The sequence below is a fragment of the Streptomyces sp. NEAU-W12 genome, from assembly GCF_026242095.1.
GTDB lineage: Bacteria > Actinomycetota > Actinomycetes > Streptomycetales > Streptomycetaceae > Streptomyces.
The window spans coordinates 36,563-52,834 of record NZ_JAPJDM010000031.1; the positions used below are offsets into that span (position 1 = coordinate 36,563).

General features: G+C 71.9%; 14 protein-coding genes and 1 pseudogene. 9 read left to right on the top strand and 6 right to left on the bottom strand.

Annotated elements, in window-relative coordinates; genetic code table 11:
- Positions 1 to 16 precede the first annotated feature (16 nt).
- Positions 17 to 679 carry a DUF4230 domain-containing protein gene (locus ORI94_RS30540; RefSeq protein ID WP_266081638.1) on the bottom strand — a complete coding sequence of 221 codons (663 nt, stop codon included), beginning with the start codon at positions 677 to 679 and terminating at the stop codon, positions 17 to 19.
- Positions 680 to 917: 238 nt separating this feature from the next.
- On the opposite strand from ORI94_RS30540, the pseudogene ORI94_RS30545 reads away from it, so the two are divergent.
- Positions 918 to 1,817 (top strand): annotated as a pseudogene (locus ORI94_RS30545) (ribose-phosphate diphosphokinase).
- A gap of 28 nt (positions 1,818 to 1,845) precedes the next feature.
- On the opposite strand, the gene ORI94_RS30550 reads toward ORI94_RS30545, so the two are convergent.
- Positions 1,846 to 2,226, bottom strand: coding sequence for an anti-sigma factor antagonist (locus ORI94_RS30550; protein ID WP_266081651.1), 381 nt, complete (start codon positions 2,224 to 2,226; stop codon positions 1,846 to 1,848).
- Between the two features lie 430 nt (positions 2,227 to 2,656).
- Here ORI94_RS30550 and ORI94_RS30555 point away from each other — a divergent pair, with 430 nt between their 5' ends.
- The 5 genes from ORI94_RS30555 to ORI94_RS30575 are packed head-to-tail and all read left to right on the top strand — an operon-like array spanning position 2,657 to position 7,154.
- Positions 2,657 to 4,543 (top strand): ATP-binding protein, encoded by a 1,887-nt coding sequence (locus tag ORI94_RS30555; RefSeq protein ID WP_266081640.1) that lies wholly within the window; start codon positions 2,657 to 2,659, stop codon positions 4,541 to 4,543.
- Positions 4,540 to 4,950 (top strand): roadblock/LC7 domain-containing protein, encoded by a 411-nt coding sequence (locus ORI94_RS30560; protein WP_266081642.1) that lies wholly within the window; start codon positions 4,540 to 4,542, stop codon positions 4,948 to 4,950. The genes ORI94_RS30555 and ORI94_RS30560 overlap by 4 nt, the downstream gene beginning before the upstream one ends.
- Positions 4,947 to 5,318 (top strand): DUF742 domain-containing protein, encoded by a 372-nt coding sequence (locus ORI94_RS30565; RefSeq protein WP_266081644.1) that lies wholly within the window; start codon positions 4,947 to 4,949, stop codon positions 5,316 to 5,318. The genes ORI94_RS30560 and ORI94_RS30565 overlap by 4 nt, the downstream gene beginning before the upstream one ends.
- Entirely contained in the window at positions 5,299 to 5,904 is a 606-nt protein-coding gene (locus ORI94_RS30570; RefSeq protein WP_266081646.1) for a GTP-binding protein, read from the top strand. The genes ORI94_RS30565 and ORI94_RS30570 overlap by 20 nt, the downstream gene beginning before the upstream one ends.
- Entirely contained in the window at positions 5,901 to 7,154 is a 1,254-nt protein-coding gene (locus ORI94_RS30575; RefSeq protein WP_266081648.1) for a cytochrome P450, read from the top strand. Before ORI94_RS30570 ends, ORI94_RS30575 begins: the two co-directional genes overlap by 4 nt.
- Before the next feature lie 87 nt (positions 7,155 to 7,241).
- Here ORI94_RS30575 and ORI94_RS30580 read toward each other — a convergent pair whose 3' ends face one another.
- Entirely contained in the window at positions 7,242 to 8,273 is a 1,032-nt protein-coding gene (locus tag ORI94_RS30580) for a 7-epi-alpha-eudesmol synthase (protein ID WP_266075580.1), read from the bottom strand.
- A gap of 328 nt (positions 8,274 to 8,601) precedes the next feature.
- Between ORI94_RS30580 and ORI94_RS30585 the strand changes: the two genes are divergently transcribed.
- Complete coding sequence (locus ORI94_RS30585) at positions 8,602 to 8,994, top strand: VOC family protein (protein WP_266075582.1); 393 nt, start codon at positions 8,602 to 8,604, stop codon at positions 8,992 to 8,994.
- Between the two features lie 66 nt (positions 8,995 to 9,060).
- On the opposite strand, the gene ORI94_RS30590 is transcribed toward ORI94_RS30585, so the two are convergent.
- Together ORI94_RS30590 and ORI94_RS30595 are read right to left on the bottom strand one after the other, a co-directional pair.
- The gene (locus tag ORI94_RS30590) at positions 9,061 to 9,363 is read right to left on the bottom strand and encodes a DUF4235 domain-containing protein (protein WP_266076000.1); all 303 of its coding nucleotides are present in this window, start codon (positions 9,361 to 9,363) and stop codon (positions 9,061 to 9,063) included.
- 252 nt (positions 9,364 to 9,615) lie between these two features.
- Positions 9,616 to 10,053 carry a nitroreductase family deazaflavin-dependent oxidoreductase gene (locus ORI94_RS30595; protein ID WP_266075584.1) on the bottom strand — a complete coding sequence of 146 codons (438 nt, stop codon included), beginning with the start codon at positions 10,051 to 10,053 and terminating at the stop codon, positions 9,616 to 9,618.
- A 531-nt stretch (positions 10,054 to 10,584) separates the two neighbouring features.
- On the opposite strand from ORI94_RS30595, the gene ORI94_RS30600 reads away from it, so the two are divergent.
- Both ORI94_RS30600 and ORI94_RS30605 read left to right on the top strand, forming a co-directional pair.
- Positions 10,585 to 11,118 (top strand): flavoprotein, encoded by a 534-nt coding sequence (locus ORI94_RS30600; protein ID WP_266075587.1) that lies wholly within the window; start codon positions 10,585 to 10,587, stop codon positions 11,116 to 11,118.
- A 464-nt stretch (positions 11,119 to 11,582) separates the two neighbouring features.
- The gene (locus ORI94_RS30605; protein WP_266075589.1) at positions 11,583 to 13,475 is read left to right on the top strand and encodes a ricin-type beta-trefoil lectin domain protein; all 1,893 of its coding nucleotides are present in this window, start codon (positions 11,583 to 11,585) and stop codon (positions 13,473 to 13,475) included.
- 52 nt (positions 13,476 to 13,527) lie between these two features.
- Here the strand turns inward: ORI94_RS30605 and ORI94_RS30610 are convergent, their stop codons facing one another.
- Entirely contained in the window at positions 13,528 to 15,915 is a 2,388-nt protein-coding gene (locus ORI94_RS30610; RefSeq protein WP_266075591.1) for a SpoIIE family protein phosphatase, read from the bottom strand.
- Positions 15,916 to 16,272: the final 357 nt, after the last annotated feature.

Genomic DNA, 16,272 nt, shown 5'->3' on the forward strand with positions numbered 1-16,272 from the left:
GGGACGCCCCTGCCGGTCAGTCGCCGTAGGCGACGTCCACCTTCGTGAACCCCAGGGAGCGCAGCAGGCCTTCGAGCATCTCCGTGGTGTTGCTCTCGGCACGCGCGGTCAGTTCGCTCTCCTTCGCCGCGGCGCCGATGTGCCGCACCGCGAGCTTCTGCACGGCCTGTTCGCTGTTGGGGTTGCCGGAGAAGAGGTCGCCGAGACGGTCGAGCAGCCCGCGCTCCTTGGAGACGGCGTAGGAGCGTTCCGGGTCGAGCGCGGGAGTGCCGAGGCGGGCGTGCGGCAGCCGCAGGGTGGCGGACGTACGGTCCTCATTGACCTGTACGTCGTCCTTGCCGAGCCTGCCGAGGTCGACATAGGCGTCGACGGTGCCCGCGCCCACGTACAGGGTGCGGGTGCCGCGGATCGCGTCGGGCAGGAACCTGGTGTCCTTCTCCAGGTCCACCACGACCTGGAAGTTGCCGGTCGCGGCGTCGTACCGGCTGATGTCCTGGATGGACTCCAGCAGCGCGGGACCGGAGCGGTCGTGGGTCTCCGTACCGAACAGGTCCTTCAGGCCCGGCAGCACGCTCAGCCGGATCCCCGCGAAGAGCACGGCGAGCACCACCACCACCGCGGTGAGTACCTTCGCCCAGCCCGGCATGCGCCCGGGAGGGCGTCTGAGGGGAGTCGTCATGGTGAGGGCCCTCCTTCCTACCGACCAAATTCCCCTCACTTCGCCGAACAAGCAGGGGAGTCGAGATGTGAGGGGCACCGCCGGACCCGTGGGGGCGCACGGCGTGCCGGGAGTGCCCGGAGACATGGGAAGAGGCGTCGAAGCGATGGCCGAGGAGGTCTCCGGACGGTGCCCCGCGGCGGCCCGGGGCCAGTAGCGCGAACCTTCCGGTCGACATGATCATTCGAGGAGCCGACCCGTGCGGGACATCGCCGTGTTCAGCGGCAGCGCCCATCCGGAACTGGCGGTGGAGGTCCGTGCACGTCTCGGCGTGCCGCTCGGCCCCGGCCGGAGCCGCAGGTTCGCCAACGACTGCCTGGAGGTGCAACTGCATGCCGACTGCCGCGAGCGCGCCGTCTTCCTGGTGCAGCCGTTGGTCAGACCGGTGCGGGAACACCTCGTGGAACTGCTCCTGATGTGCGACGCGGCCCGTGGGGCGTCCGCCTCCCGGACCACCGTCGTGATGCCGCACTACTCCTACGCCCGCTCCGACAAGAAGGACGCGCCGCGCATCTCCATGGGCGGACGACTGGTCGCGGACCTCCTGGTGGCGGCCGGAGCGAACCGTGTCCTGGTGATGACCCTGCACGCGCCGCAGGTGCACGGGTTCTTCCCGGTGCCCGCCGACCATCTGCACGCACTGCGTGAACTCGCTTCGCACTTCCGGCAGTACGATCTCAGCCGCACCACCGTCGTCTCACCCGACCTGGGCAACGCGAAGGAGGCGGCGGCGTTCGCCCGTCTCGTCGGAGCGCAGGACGCGGCCGGGGCGAAGCAGCGGTTCGCCGACGACCGGGTGCGGAGAGATCGCCAGGGGCAGCACGGTGCCCGAACTGCTCGACCGGCTGAGGGAACTGGGCCCCGCTCGATCCGAGTGGCCTGCACCCACGGCCTGTTCGCGGCCGGGGCGCTCAAGCGGCTGAGTGAGCAGCCCGACGTACTGGAGATCGTGTGCACCAACACGGTCCCGGTACCCGCCGAGGAGCACACCGACAAGCTGAGGGTCCTGTCCACCGCCCCGGCACCCGCCGAGACGGTACGGCGCGTTCACAACGGTGAGTCCGTCAGCGCCCTGTTCGACGCGCCGCCGACCGCGTAGCACCGGCTGTCCTGCCGTCCACTGCTCGTCATACCGGGCCCGGCGTGGCCTCGGGCTGGTCCAGGGCCGCGTCCAGGGTCGGTCGCGGAGGCAGCAGCCGGGCCAGGCCGGTGATCCGCAGCACACGCAGGGTCAGCGCGTCCGTGCACACCAGGTGCAGTCTGCCGTGCTGCTCCAGAACCCGCTGCCGGGCACGGTACAGCAGGCGAAGACCGGAGGCGTCCAGGAACTCCACCCGGGTCAGATCGATCACGATGCGGCACTCCGGGGCCGAGGTCACCGCGTCCAGGTGGGGGACGATCTCCACCTCCGCCACGATGTCGATCTCGCCGCGGAAATCCAGCACCGTGTGCCCCCGGTCCTGACGGACGCGGAGAAACCGGGTCGGCGGTGCAGGTTGGTGCCGCACCACGCCATCGCCTCCAGCCTGCTTCGTACACGGATCGGTCCCCAACGCCGTTCCCTGCACTGCAAGTTACCCCCAGGTGCTGGGATGTGGGCATGTTTGATCGTCATATGTCTTCGAAGTGCGACCGAGTCCTTCTGGTTCTGGCCAGTCCATTGCGGCGTGGCGCGGCTCCGGACGGCCAGGACCTGTCTGGGCAGTCAACTGCTCAGAGAGATCAAGCCACTTGTCGATACGGCATCTCCTCCCCGGCGTGACGGAACCCTCACTTCCGCCGCCTCGCGAACTTGATCCTTTTGCGGTTGGAACCGATAAGCTCCTTGTCAACGCTGCGAGTTGAAGTGATCGCGCCGCGTCGGTTCGCGATACGCACCCATGAGTGCGATCCCCTTGCACATCCCCCTGTCTGATCGTGTTGCCTCGAAGGATGCAGATGGAACTCGTCCCTCCGCCACCGGCGGCGCGGCCCCCTGTCGCCTGGTACGGCTGGTGGCTGATGCCGCTGGGCCTGGGCAGTGGGACGATCGCCGCCACGTTCATGAGCTCGGAGCGGATAACGGTGGCCGTCGCCGGCGCCGCCGCCACCGCGACCGGCGTGTTGTGCGTACGGCTGCTGCTCCGCACCCGTGCCCGGCTCTCCCGGACCGAGGTGGCCCTGCGCGCCGCGCAGGTCGAGCAGTCGCAGAAGTCACTGCAATGGCAGGAGCAGGCGGCGGGACGGGAGAGGGACTTCGCCGCCGAGCGCACCGCCCAGGCGGAGAGGTTCGCCGAGCAGGAGGCCGCGCACGAACGGCTTCTCGCCGACCGGAGCACGGCCTGTGAGAGTCGACTCGCTCAACAGGGGCAGGACTTCGAGGCGCGGCTGACCGAACTGACCGGGCGTCACGATGCCCGGCTCGCCGAGCAGGCCGGGGAACACGAGGCCCGGCTCGCCGAGCAGGCCGAGGCCATGGAGGAGAGGCTGACGCGCCAGCTCGCCGCGGTGGCACATCTCGCCGGCGCGCAGCTGCCCGAGGCGATCGAGCGGCTGCGCGCCGGCGACGCCATCGACGACCTGCTGCCGAGCGTCACCCAGTGCGTTGCGGCCGGTGCCGAACTCCAGACCGAACTGCGCAGAATCCTGCGGATCTCCCTGATGGCGCTCGAGGAGGAGTTCGACCGCTCCACCTCCGCCGAACAGGCCGTCATCAGCATCGGCAACCGCATCCACGTGCTGACCAGCAAACTCCGTGGCCGGCTGCACGAGATGCAGGGGGAGCACGGCCGGCTCCCGGCCGTCGCCCGGGCCCTGATGGAACTCGACCAGGAGATCGGCCCCGCCGACTGTCTCGCCGCCAGCGTCGGAGTCCTCGGAGGTTCGGACCGGCCGGGCAGGCAGTGGCAGGAGCCGCAGCGACTGCTGAGCGTGATGCGCGGCGGCATCGGCCGGATCAAGGACTTCCACCGCGTCCAGCTGCGTCGGCTACCTGAACTCGGCGTCGACGGCGGCCTGGTGGACCACCTCACGCTGATCTTCGCTCACCTGCTGGACAACGCGGCCCGCTACTCACCGCCCACCGAGCCCGTGGTCGTCTCCGGCAAGGAGGTCCCGAACGGCGTCGGCATCGAGATCCAGGACTCCGGCAAGGGGCTGAGCGAGGAGAAGAAGCGCGAGGCCGAGCACGCCCTCGCGGGCACCGCGCCCGGCGCGGGCATCGGCGGCATCACCGAGGACGCGAACATCGGCCTGCGGGTCGTCGGCGTCCTCGCCCGCCGCTACGGCATCCGGGTCACCTTCGCCGACTCGCCCTGGCTCGGCACCTCGGTGGTGGTCGTCGTACCGCACAAGTACTTCAGCCCGCTGCCCACGGCCACCGACGTCGCCCCCGTCGCGGGCACCCGAGCCGGGGCACCGGTTCTGCCGTGGACCGCGGTCACCGACGACGGCGAGGCCGATCTCTGGCCGGCCGACTCCGCCGAGGCACCCGGCTCCGACACGTTCCCCGAGTCCGCCGGAGCGGTGGACACCACACCCGGCGGACTGCCCCGCCGTCGCAGCAGCAGGCGGACCGAGGCCGAACCAGGGCGGACCGAACGGGCCGGGAACGGAGACCGGAGCACCGTCACCGCCGTGCCCCCGGACGCGTCCTTCACCGGACTCGCCGCCTTCGCCACGGCCGGCCGCGACATCGCGGGGCGCGACGCGGCGGGCCGCGACGCGGGTGAACACGGGGCCGAAGAACGCGACACCGGCGCGGCGCCCGAGGCGGCCGCCGGTGACATCCCCACAGGACGTGAGTCCACGAAGTACCGCACCGAGGAGAGCGACCACACCCCATGACGCATCAGGGAAACGACGTGAGCTGGGCACTCCGCGATCTCGTCGAGAGTATCCAGGAGATCCGCTTCGCCCTTGTGGCCTCCAGCGACGGCAAGGCCATCACCTCCTTCGGGGCGGAGGACCCCGACGACGTGGACCGCTTCGCGGCGGTGGTCGCCGGCCTGCAGGCACTGGCCCAGCCGGTCGCCGAACAGTTCCCCGCCTACGCGGGGCAACTGCGACTGGCGATGATCGAGGTGGACGGCGGCCACCTGTTCGTGGTCCGTGCGGGTGTGGAAACCTACCTCGGCGTCCTCGCCCGCGAGGGCCTGGACCAGGGCCTGCTCGGACACCAGATGAGGGACCTCGCCCGCAGGATGGGCGAGCTGCTCGGCACCACTGTGCGCCTGGAGGAGCACTCTGGATGAGTGCTCCCCGACGGCCGTCGGACCCGTCCGGTCTCGAGCGCTACTACGTCCTCACCGGAGGGCGCAGCGGACCGGGCGGTTCGGCGTCGAGTCTCGACGTGGCGACCCTCGTCGTCTCCCGCTCGGCCCCCTTGCCGGGGATGCAGCACGAGCACGAGGAGATCGTCCGGCGCTGCCGTGAACCGCTCTCCGTGGCCGAACTCGGCGCCCACCTCGGGCTGCCGTTCAACATTCTCGCCGTACTGCTGTCGGACCTGCTGGACGGAGGCCACGTCGAAGCCCGTGACCCCATTCCGGCCCACGACGCGGGCCGCGGGCCCGACCTCGCGCTCCTTGAGGAGGTACTCAGTGGACTTGAAAGGCTTTGACCAAGCCGGTCGGCAAACGGCCGGGGACACCCGCTCGGTGAAGGTGATGATCGCCGGCGGTTTCGGTACCGGCAAGACCACGATGGTCCGGTCGGTCAGCGACATCAAGCCGCTCACCACCGAGGAGACCCTCACCCAGGCCAGCGCCGGCGTCGACCGGCTCGTGGGCGTCGCAGACAAGACGGAGACCACCGTCAGCCTGGACTTCGGCAAGATCGGCATCAACGACAACCTGGTGCTGTACCTGTTCGGCACGCCCGGCCAGGAACGCTTCTGGTTCCTGTGGAACGGGCTGTTCAAGGGGGCGCTCGGCGCGGTCGTGCTGGTCGACACCCGACGGCTGGCCTCCAGTTTCCGGGCGATCGAGGAGATGGAACGGCAGGACGTGCCCTTCGTCATCGCCCTCAACGTCTTCCCCGACTCCAAGGACCATCCGGTGGACGAGATCCGGGATGCCCTGGACATTCCCGGGAACATCCCGGTCGTGGCCTTCGACGCACGCGACCGGTCGGCCAGCCGCGACGTGCTCGTCACCCTCATCCACCATCTGCGGGACCGCTCGGCCGTGGCCGCGGAGTCCCGGTGAGCGATCCGGCCGGGAACGACCCCGGCGCCACCCGAGGCTGTCCCGTCGCCCACCACGGCGCTGACCTCGCCCGGCTGTACGGGCCGGACCTGGCCGCCGACCCGGCCGGCCTCCACGAGCGGCTGCGCACGGAACACGGATCGGTCGCGCCGGTGCTCCTGGAGGGCGACGTGCCGGCCTGGCTGGTGCTCGGCTACCGGGACAACCGGCGGGTCCTCGACAACCCCCGCCAGTTCACCCGGGACGCCCGGATCTGGCGCGACCGGCGTGAGGGGCGCGTCGCGGACACCTCGCCGCTCGTCCCGATGCTCGGCTGGCGTCCCGACTGCGTCTCCCAGGACGGAGAGCCGCACCGCAGGCTGCGCGGAGCCGTCACCGACGGGCTCCAGGCCGCCGCCGGCCGCGGTGTCCGCCGGCACGCCACGCACTTCGCGAACAAGGAGATCGATGCCTTCGCGGACACCGGACGCGCCGACCTGGTGAGCGACTACGCCGAGTATCTGCCGATGCTGGTCATCACCCGCGTCCTGGGGCTGCCCGAGGCCGAGGGACGCGATCTGGTCGAATCCTGCGCCCAGGTCCTCAAGGGCGGGGAGGACGCCCTCACGCACGACGCACGCATCCAGGAGATCCTCGGCGCGCTCGTCGTCCGCAAGCGGTCCGAACCCGGCAGCGACCTCACCACCGCCCTGCTGGCCCACCACGCCGGGCTCGACGAGGACGAGGTGGTCAGTCATCTGCGCCTGGTGCTGATCACCGGGCACACCACCACCAGCAACCTGCTCGCCCGGGTGCTCCAGCTGGTCCTCACCGACACCGCGCGGTTGTCCGGGCTGATCAGCGGCCGGCTCAACATCTCGGCGGTGGTCGAGGAGGTCATGTGGAACAGCCCGCCGCTCGCGGTGCTGCCGGGCCGGTTCGCCACCAGCGACCTGGAGATCGGCGGGCACCGGGTGCGGGAGGGCGATCTGCTGCTCCTGGGTCTCGCGGCAGGCAACCAGGACCCCGAGATCCGTCCGGACACCGGGGTGTCCGTCCAGGGCAACCAGTCGCACCTGGCGTTCAGCGGGGGCCCGCACGAATGCCCCGGCCAGAACATCGGCCAGGCCATCATCGAGATCGCCGTGGACGTGCTGCTGCACCGGCTGCGGGACCTGCGCCTTGCGGTGCCGCCGGACGAGCTGTCCTCCACCGCCTCCACCTGGGAGACCCGGTTGGACCGGCTGCCGGTCGAGTTCGGCGCCGCCTGACACCGGGCGGCGCCGCGGCGGTTGTGTCCGGCCGCCGCCACCGGCGTGCCGCCCGGCCCCGAGGCGGGGCCGGGCGGCACGGCCCTCTCACACGGTCAGCAGGTCGTCGACCGAGCCGCGGCCCGCCTGCTCGGCCGTGGCCACCGCGCCCTCCTTCGACGCCGCGTACCGGCCGCTGGTCAGAGCCCACTCGTAGTTGCCCTCGATCCAGTGCTGGATGGCCTGCACACCCTTGTCCACCCGCTCGCGCTCGTCCGCGTCGAGCCCGAGCTCGTCGCACATACGGGGCACCCGTGCCTCCAGTTCCAGGTACTCCTCCAGGCAGGCGGTCGTCACGCGGTACGCCTCGGCCGCGGCCTCCTCCCACGAGCAGCCGCGCTCCCGGTGCAGTACCGCGATCAGGTTGTGGCCGTCCCCGCGCCGCCGCTCCCGCTCGAAGGAGTGGATGTCGTTCATGAAGCCGATGGTGTCAGCGGCCAGATCGCGCATCCGCTCCACCAGGGGGTGGGCCATCACCCGCGCGGGCACCTCGAATCCGCGGCTGCGCTCCCCGGCGTCGATGCTGTGGTGGATGCCGACGGTACGGCGCCGGAACGCGGCGTACTCCTCGAGGCCGAGTGTCCCGGTGAGCCCGCGGGCCGCCAGGTCGACCTCCTCGCAGTGGGCCACCAGGAACCGGCCCCAGGACGCGGCGAACCGGGTCCGCCAGGTCAGGGACATGCCATCCGAGAGGCGCTCCCAGACCTGCGCCCAGGCCACCGTGATCGGGCAGACCACCCGGGGCGTGCTCCCCGCCGGACGCAGTGGGGTGACGATGAGCTCCCGCGCCACGTCGGCTATCACGTCCGCCCGGTCCGGCCGCCCGGCGTCGAACTGGTCGTCGAACAGGAACGCCAGTGAGAACCAGTTCATCAGGACGACCATGTCCTCGGCCGAGGCGTACGGATAGGTGCGGGCGGCGGCCTGCGGCAGGTCCCAGGAGCGGTACTCGTCGAAACCGGCCCGGCTGCGCACCAGCCCCATGTCCCACACCCAGCGCAGATGACGCGCCCGCGCGTACTCCAGATGCTCGCTGACCGGGGTGTCGAAGGGGAGGTCGAACCGGACGTCCTGAAACATGTGCTTCCTTTCGGGAGACGGAACGCAGAGTCCCCCCGCCCTGCGGGCGGGCCGTCGCGGAGACGGCCCGCACCCTCGAACTCGGCTACCCGGTACGAAGGTTGAACCGGCAAGCGGAACGAGGATGCCCAGATCCTAGATGATCTATACCGAGTGATTGCCGCGATATCCGTTGTGCAACAAGCCACTTGAGGCACATGCCACATCAAACACCGCGGAAGTCAGTGGACTTGCCACTGATTGAATCCCTGGAACGGGGAAAGGCGCCCAGTACAGGCCGGGGAGCCGCCCCGACCCGTGGACGGACCCCGGACCCTGTGGAGGAGACATGTCGACCGTGCCTGCGGGAGTGGTGGTGCTCGACTGCGCCGAGCCAGAGAAACTCGCCGAGTTCTACCGTGAGTTGCTGGCTGCGGAGGTGGTGAACGCCAACGCCAACCGGGTCGAGATCCGGGCCGCCGACGGTTTCCGGCTGGCACTGCGCCGGGACACCAACGCCACCGCGCCGAGCTGGCCGCGCCCCGAGAACTCGCTTCAGGCGCACCTGGAGTTCGAGGTCGAAGACCTGGACGCCGCGGAACGCCGGATCGTCGGCCTCGGCGGACGTCCGGTGGAGACCAAGGACGCCACGGGCCCCTTGGAGGAACGCGGCTACGCCGATCCGTCCGGGCACTCCTTCACCCTGCGCTGCAATGTGCCGGTGGCGCCGAAACTGGGCTGATCCCCGCCGTACGGGGCCCCGACACCCAGGGGTGTCGGGGCCCCGTACGGCGGGACGGGCCGGGGGTCAGGCGATCCCCTTGTCGTCGGCGGGCCAGGAGCCCGTCGAGCGTTCGATGGCCTTGGCGCCCGCCCGGTTCACCGCGCTGCGCACCACCGAGAAGATGGCGCCCTGAATCGCGGCGGCCAGCAGGATCTCGCCCCAGCGGCGGTCCCGGTCCAGTGCGTCGGGGGCGTCGTCCTCGTGCCGGATCAGCTTCCACGTCTTCTGGAACGCCATCCCCGCCACGGCGCCACTCGTCCAGCCCAGCGCGAACCCGATGGGCTTGTAGGCCAGGGGCAGCTTCTTCTTGCTCTTCGTCTTCGCCACGTGGATCTCCCAGTCGGTGTCGGCGTTCGGAAAGTACCTGCGACCCACGTTCCCCGTTTTCCGCCCTCGGCACGGCCCGACAGGGCCCGACCGGGGCGTCCCCCACGGTGAGGGCGGCAGGGGTGGGCCCCGCCGCGACGGGGGAACGCGGCGGGGCCCGAACCGCGAGTGCCCGCCGTCCGGCGCCTCATGCACACCGAACCGGGGAAAGTGCCGACCGGGTGGCTCCCCACGGCCCCCGGACGAGAGGACCTAGCCGCGCGCCTCCAGCACGAAGACCGGGATCACCCGGTCCGTCTTCTCCTGATAATCGGCGTACGGGGGAAAGGCGGCGACGGCCCGCTCCCACCACTGCGCCCTCTCCTCCCCGGTCGCCTCACGGGCCGTCATGTCCCGCAGGACCTGCTCGTCACGCAGTTCCACCTGCGGATCGGCCTTGAGGTTGTAATACCAGACCGGGTGCCGGGGTGCCCCGCCCAGCGAGGCCACCACCGCGTAGCGGCCCTCGTGTTCGACGCGCATCACCGGGGTCTTCCGCAGTTTGCCGCTCCTGGCCCCCCGCGTGGTCAGCAGTACCACCGGCCTGCCCTGCAGGGTCGTCCCCTCGGTGCCGCCGGAGCTCTCGTACAGCTCCACCTGGTCGCGCACCCACTGCGTGGGGCTGGGCTCGTACTCGCCGTGAAGGGGCATGCCATCCGTCCCGTCGTCGAGGCCCACGGCCGGTCCGCTCTCCTGGACGGCCGTCGGGCCATGCGGACCAACTCGTTTCCGTACCAGTGTCGGCCGGACCGTGCACGGCCTCCGGCGTCACGGCGTCATCGGCGTGTCCGCGGCACGGCCATGACCGTGCCCCGGCCCGGACCGCCCCGCCCGCCGGCCCCCGCGCCACCGTGGAGAAACCGCTGCGCCGGATCGGCCGCGGCGACCCGGGCCGCGTCACCGGGCTGTACGCCGCCCCCTGCGACCGTCGGCTGGACCGGCGGAGGGCGAGCACGGCAGCACCGCGGCCCCGTGGACACCCGCGCCGACGCCACCGCCCCCACCGGGAACCGGCCGCCCACCAGGTGCCCGACGCCGCCGCCACAGAGATCGAGCGCATCCTGGTCGAGGGCGACGACGCGGGGGTGTTCGGCGGGTTCCGGCGGACCGTCCGGCCCGCCGGGCGCCCGTACCGCGCCCGTTTCGCCCCTCCGCCCGCCGTCCGGGTCATAGGCCTTCCGGGTGACCGAACAAACCCGGAAGCCCTTTCTCCACGTCGTCGTCTGTGCTGCCGGTGTCGCCGCGGACGTCGGTGAACTGATCACCGCCGCGCAGGAACAGGGCTGGGAGGTCGGCGTCATTGCGACACCCGTCGCCCTGAACGGGTTCTTCGACGCCGTCGCGGTCCGCGCACAGACCGGCAGGCCGATCAGGTCCGCCTGGCGCACCCCCGGCGAACCGTGCCCCTTCCCGGCGCCCGACGCGGTGGTGGTCGCGCCCGCCACCTTCAACACCGTCAACAAATGGGCGGCCGGAATCGCCGACACGCTCGCGCTGGGCACCCTGTGCGAGGCCACGGGGCTCGGTGTGCCGGTCGCCGTCCTGCCGTGCGTCGGCGACGCGCTGGCCGCCCACCCCGCCTACCGGGACAGCGTTGAGCGGCTCACCGCCATGGGCGTCCGCTTCGGCGAGCCGTACACCGGGGAGACGGTGCCGGACGGCGGACGGCCCGAGTTCCACTGGGAGCGGGCCCTGGACCTCGTACGTCCTCGATGAGCGCGGCCGGAGCCGAGTGGTGCCGCGTGCACCCGCGGGCCCCGGGTGCCGGGACCCGCACGCGCACATGCGGCAACGGAGAGGGCTGCGCGGCGTGTGTCCGCATTGCCTTTTCGGACACCGGCTGTCGAATCGGATGATTGGGCGCGTGGCCCGAGCGGCTCGAAAGCCGATGACGTACAGTCAAACCGCTGTGCCCGTACGAGGAATGCGGGAAGCCTCGGAATCTCTTGTTCCTGGTCGTTGGCCTGTGCAAAAGTGGGTCCTGCCGTCGCGCGGGCAATGCCTTTTGTCCTGGGTGCGCGACGCCGCCCCAGCGTGCCACTCAGGCTTCAAAAGGGCCGTTCCGGGCGGGTGTTCGAGATTTCGAATCCAGTACGGAGGGGCTCCCGTCGTATCGTCGGCGAGGCCCCGCGTCCGCTGGTACGCACTTTATGTCGCGCGTCCCCGAGAGGATTGCATCCGTGAAGGACACCGGCCTGTCGAATTCCCAGGCCCCGGCCCATGCGTTCGACGTGACGGACGAACAACTGGGCGACGAGTTGCGGAAGTGGACGGGGGCCGCTCCGGCACTGCACCCCGTCGGTGAACTCCTCGACCGGCACTGGGAATCGGTCTTCGGCTACGCCCGGCTGTGCACCGACGGCCCGCGCTCCGCCGGTATGCTCACCACCGCCGCGTTCACCCGGCTCTTCGGCGAGACCCTGCGGGACAACGGCCCGAGTTCCGCATGGCGACCCCAACTCCTCGTCACCGTACGCCGGATCGCCGCCGAGTGGGACGTGGACCACCGGCGCGACATGCTCCACCCCGATCTCACCGCCGCCCCCGCCGACGGCGACCGGCGGCCGGCCGCACGACTTCTGCCGCCGCCCGAACGGCGCCTGCTGTCAGGGGCCTTCCGACGACTGCCGCAGTCCGCGCGCTGTCTGCTGTGGCACACCGAGGTCGAATCCGAACCGCTCCACGTCCCCGCCGGGCTGCTCGCCCTCGACGAGGAGGGCGCCCGCACCGAACTGCGCCGCGCCCGGCAGCGGTTGAGGGACGAAGTCCTCCAACTCCACGGCGAACTCACCTCCGACCAGGAATGCCGGCGCTATCTGCGCCTGCTGGAGGTGAGCTACCGGCGCGCGGGCACCGAACTCGACCCGGACCTGCGCACCCACCTGGAGAACTGCCTCCACTGCCGGCACGCGGCGGACCAACTCGCCTGTTTCATCAACGGACTCGGTACGGCCCTGGCCGAGGGGGTCCTGGGCTGGAGCGCACGGGAATACGCGCAGAGCAGAGCGCAGGCGGCCGACGTCACCGACGAGTCGGCCGCCGGGGAGCGGCCGTCACCCGAGGGGGTCATCGGCGCGGCGTTCCCCGGCCCCGCCGACGGACGGCCGGGCACGGAGGCCGACCGGTTCGCCGTGTCTGCGGGCGAGCCTCCGGCGGTGGAGGGCGAGTCGTTCACGGACACGGGGAGACCGGTCCCGCCCCTCCCCACCGAGGCACCCCGCACCACGCCCACCATCCCCGCGGCCCTCACGGCGCCCCCGGTACCGAGCACCCCCCCGACCGCCGCGGCCCCGGTCGGCACCGCGGGGGCGGCCTCCCGGTCCGGTGTCCGTTCCCGGCGGCGCGCGGCCGACCGTACCGGTCCTCGCGGCGCCGTGCTCCGCGCCGGTTCCCGTGTCGCCCGGAAGGCCGCCCGCCGGGCCGCGCGCCGGCGCCACCTCGCCGCGGGCCTCCTCACGGTCAGCGGGCTGGTCGTCCTCCCGCTGGTGCTGTGGACCACGGGCGGTGCCGAGGATGCCGCCGCACGGGGCGAGGACCGCCCCTCCGAATCCCCCGGCGCCGCCACGGACAGCCCGCCCGACGACCCGTCGTGGTTCCGCTCCGAAGAAGCCGCCGAGGGCGCCCTGCGCGGCCGGCTGCACAACACCGCCTCCGGCCTGTGCGTGGGTGTCGTCGGTGGCCGGGCCGTCGCGGGCGCCGAGACCGAACTCACCGCCTGCTCGGCGGTCGGCGTCCAGCAGTGGACGTACGAGACCGACGGGCTGCTGCGCAGCGCCGCGGAACCGGACCTGTGCCTCGACTCCCGCCTCGGCCACTCGGTGCGTCTGGCCCGGTGCACGGGCGAGACCCGGAAGGACGCCGACAGCGCACGCTACGACTTCACCGTCCAGGGCACCCTGGTGCCCCGCTCCGGTCAGGGCCTGGGCCTCGCACCCGCGGCGACCGACGGCTCGGGCGCCCTCGTCCTCAAGGCCCGTGACGACACGGACGCCCAGCGCTGGACGATCGACACCCCGGATCCCGATCTCCAGATGAAGGCCGTCACCCGGGGCCGCGTCAAGGACGAGAGCTAGGGCCGAGGGGGGAGGAGGAGCGAGGGCCGGGAGGAGCGGGCCGGTCAGGCACTCACGGCTCCTCCGTCAGCCCCAGCTCGGCCCAGATGGTCTTGCCCTCGGCGGTGTGCCTGCTGCCCCACCGCTGGGTGAGCTGGGCGACCAGGAGCAGTCCCCGGCCGCCCTCGTCCCAGGTCTTGGCGCGCCGCAGATGCGGGGCGGTGTGGCTGGTGTCGGACACCTCGCAGATCAGCGTCGACGCGTCGCTGATCAGCCGGAGCCGGATCGGCGGCGCCCCGTAGCGGATCGCGTTGGTGACCAGCTCGCTCACCACCAGTTCGACGGTGAACGACGCCTCGGTCAGCGCCCACACGCCCAGCTGGTCGAGGACCTGCTTGCGCACCGGCGCGACGAGCGACGGGTCGGCCGGGATGTCCCAGGTGGCGACCTGGGAGGACGGCAGACCGCGGGTACGGGTCAGCAGCAGCGCCACGTCGTCCGTGGCGGGACCCGACTGGAGCATGGCGTGCAGGACCCGGTCGCAGGCCTCGTCGAGCGACCCGGGGGGCGCGTGGGACAGGGCGTCGCAGAACATGCGCGAGCCCGCGTCCGCGCCGCTGTCGTCCCCTCGGCCGTCGACCAGACCGTCCGTGTAGAACGCCAGCACACTGCCCTCGGGCAGCTCCACCTCCACGGACTCGAAGGGCAGCCCGCCCAGACCCAACGGCGGCCCGGACGGCATGTCCAGCACGCGCACCGGTCCCCTCGGCGGGACCAGGACCGGCGGCGGGTGCCCCGCCCTCGACAGGGTGCAGCGCCGTGACACCGGGTCGTACACCGCGTACAGGCAGGTCGCGCCGACCTCGCCGGGGCCGGCGTCACCGCCCGACTCGTGCGAGAGGTGCAGGACCAGGTCGTCGAGGTGGGTGAGCAGTTCCTCCGGAGCCAGATCGATGTCGGCGAGGGTACGCACGGCCGTACGCAGCCGGCCCATCGTCGCCGATGCCTGGATGCCGTGGCTGGCGACGTCCCCCACCACCATGGCCACCCGCATCCCGGACAGCGGGATCACGTCGAACCAGTCACCGCCCACACCGGTGCGCGCGGCCGGCAGATACCGGGAGGCGGCGTCCACCGCGGCCGTCCGGGGCAGACCGCGGGGGAGCAGGCTGCGCTGGAGTGTGAGGGTGGTCTCGCGTTCGCGGGAGTAGCGGCGGGCGTTGTCGATGCAGACGGCCGCACGCGCGGTGATCTCCTCGGCCAGCAGCACGTCGTCGTGGGTGAAGTGCTCGGGGTGCCGGAACCGGGTGAACGCCGCCACGCCGAGGGTGACACCGCGGGCCTGGAGCGGGACGGACAGCATCGAGTGGACGCCGAACTCCCGGACCTGCCGGGCGCGGACGTCATCGACCGCGAGCCACGGATCGAGGTCGCCGGAGGGCACCGAGGCGACGACGCTGTGCCCGGCGATCAGCGAGTCGGCCTGAGGCGCGGCGGCCGGGTAGACGACCACCTCGCCCGCGTCGGCGACCGACTCGGGGCTCCCCGCCGTGCGGGACCGGTGGGCGACCCGGCGCAGCGAGACCGGAAGGGTGAGCGGGCCGGTGGGGTCGGCACCGTGGTCGTGTTCGAGGAGGTCCACGCTGACGAAGTCGGCGAGCGCGGGGACACAGACCTCCGTCAGCTCCTGCGCCGTCCTGGTGACGTCGAGGGTGGTGCCGATGTGCATGCTGGCCTCGTTGACCAGCTGCAGCCGGGCCCGGGCCCGGCTCTGGTCGGTGAAGTCGTGGGCCGTCACGCAGACGCCGACGACCCGCCCGGCGTCGTCGGTGAGAGGTGCGATCCGGGCCAGCCAGGCCTCGTCGTGGTCCTTGCCGAACGCCTGCACGCGTGTCTGCACGTCGTGGCCCCGGCCCGTCCGCAGCACCTGGGTCATGTGGCGCTCCAGCTCCGCGTGCCGTGGCCGACCGCCGATGTCGCTGGGCGTCAGACCGCGCAGGTGGGAGGCCGGCAGCCCGAGGAGACCGGCCATCGCGTCGTTGGCGCCGTGCAGGCGCAGCTCCGTGTCGAAGACGACGGTGGCGCACGGGGACTGGACCATCGCAGCCCAGAGCACCGGATCCCCGGTGGGATCGGTGCGCCCGGACGGCAGCGGGGTGACGGCAAGCCAGTCCTCGGTGTCACTGTCCTCGGGTCGGCCGCGGTGGGCGAGCATCCACACGGTGACGGCGCCGCCGTCCCGGTGCCGCAGCGCGAGCGTGCCGCTCCAGCGCGGGCCGGCCGGCGGCGGGGGCGGTTGTGCGCCGTCGGCGAGCAGAAGGGCCGCAGGGCGGCCGACCACGTCCTCGGCCCGGTGACCCAGGAGGTGCCGGGCGCCCTCGTTCCACCGGGTGACGGTGCCGTCGGCGGCGATGACGGCACGAGCCGCTGCCGGATCGTCGAACGGGTCGTCCGCTCTCATCGTCGCCACTCCATCGCGCACATTCACCGTGAACCGGTCGATCGCCGGAGTTCCACCCTAGTGCGTCGGAAGTGGGCGTGGGCCGGAACCCCGCCCTGGCAGGGGTCCCACGGGCGGGAGAGGAAGGACGGGAGGGGAAGGGCGGGAGCGACGCCCGGGGCGCCCGCCGCCCGGGTCCTGTCCAGGCCCCGTCCGGTGCCGTTCCGGCACGTGGCCGGTATTCACGCGTCGCCCGCCGGCGTTCGTCACCAGTCCCGTCCCGACCGTTGACGGAGTGTCACACCTGCCACAACGATGGCTCCCTACGGATGGGAGCGCTCCCACTCGTAGCCGCCGCCGTGTCCTCCCACCAGAGGA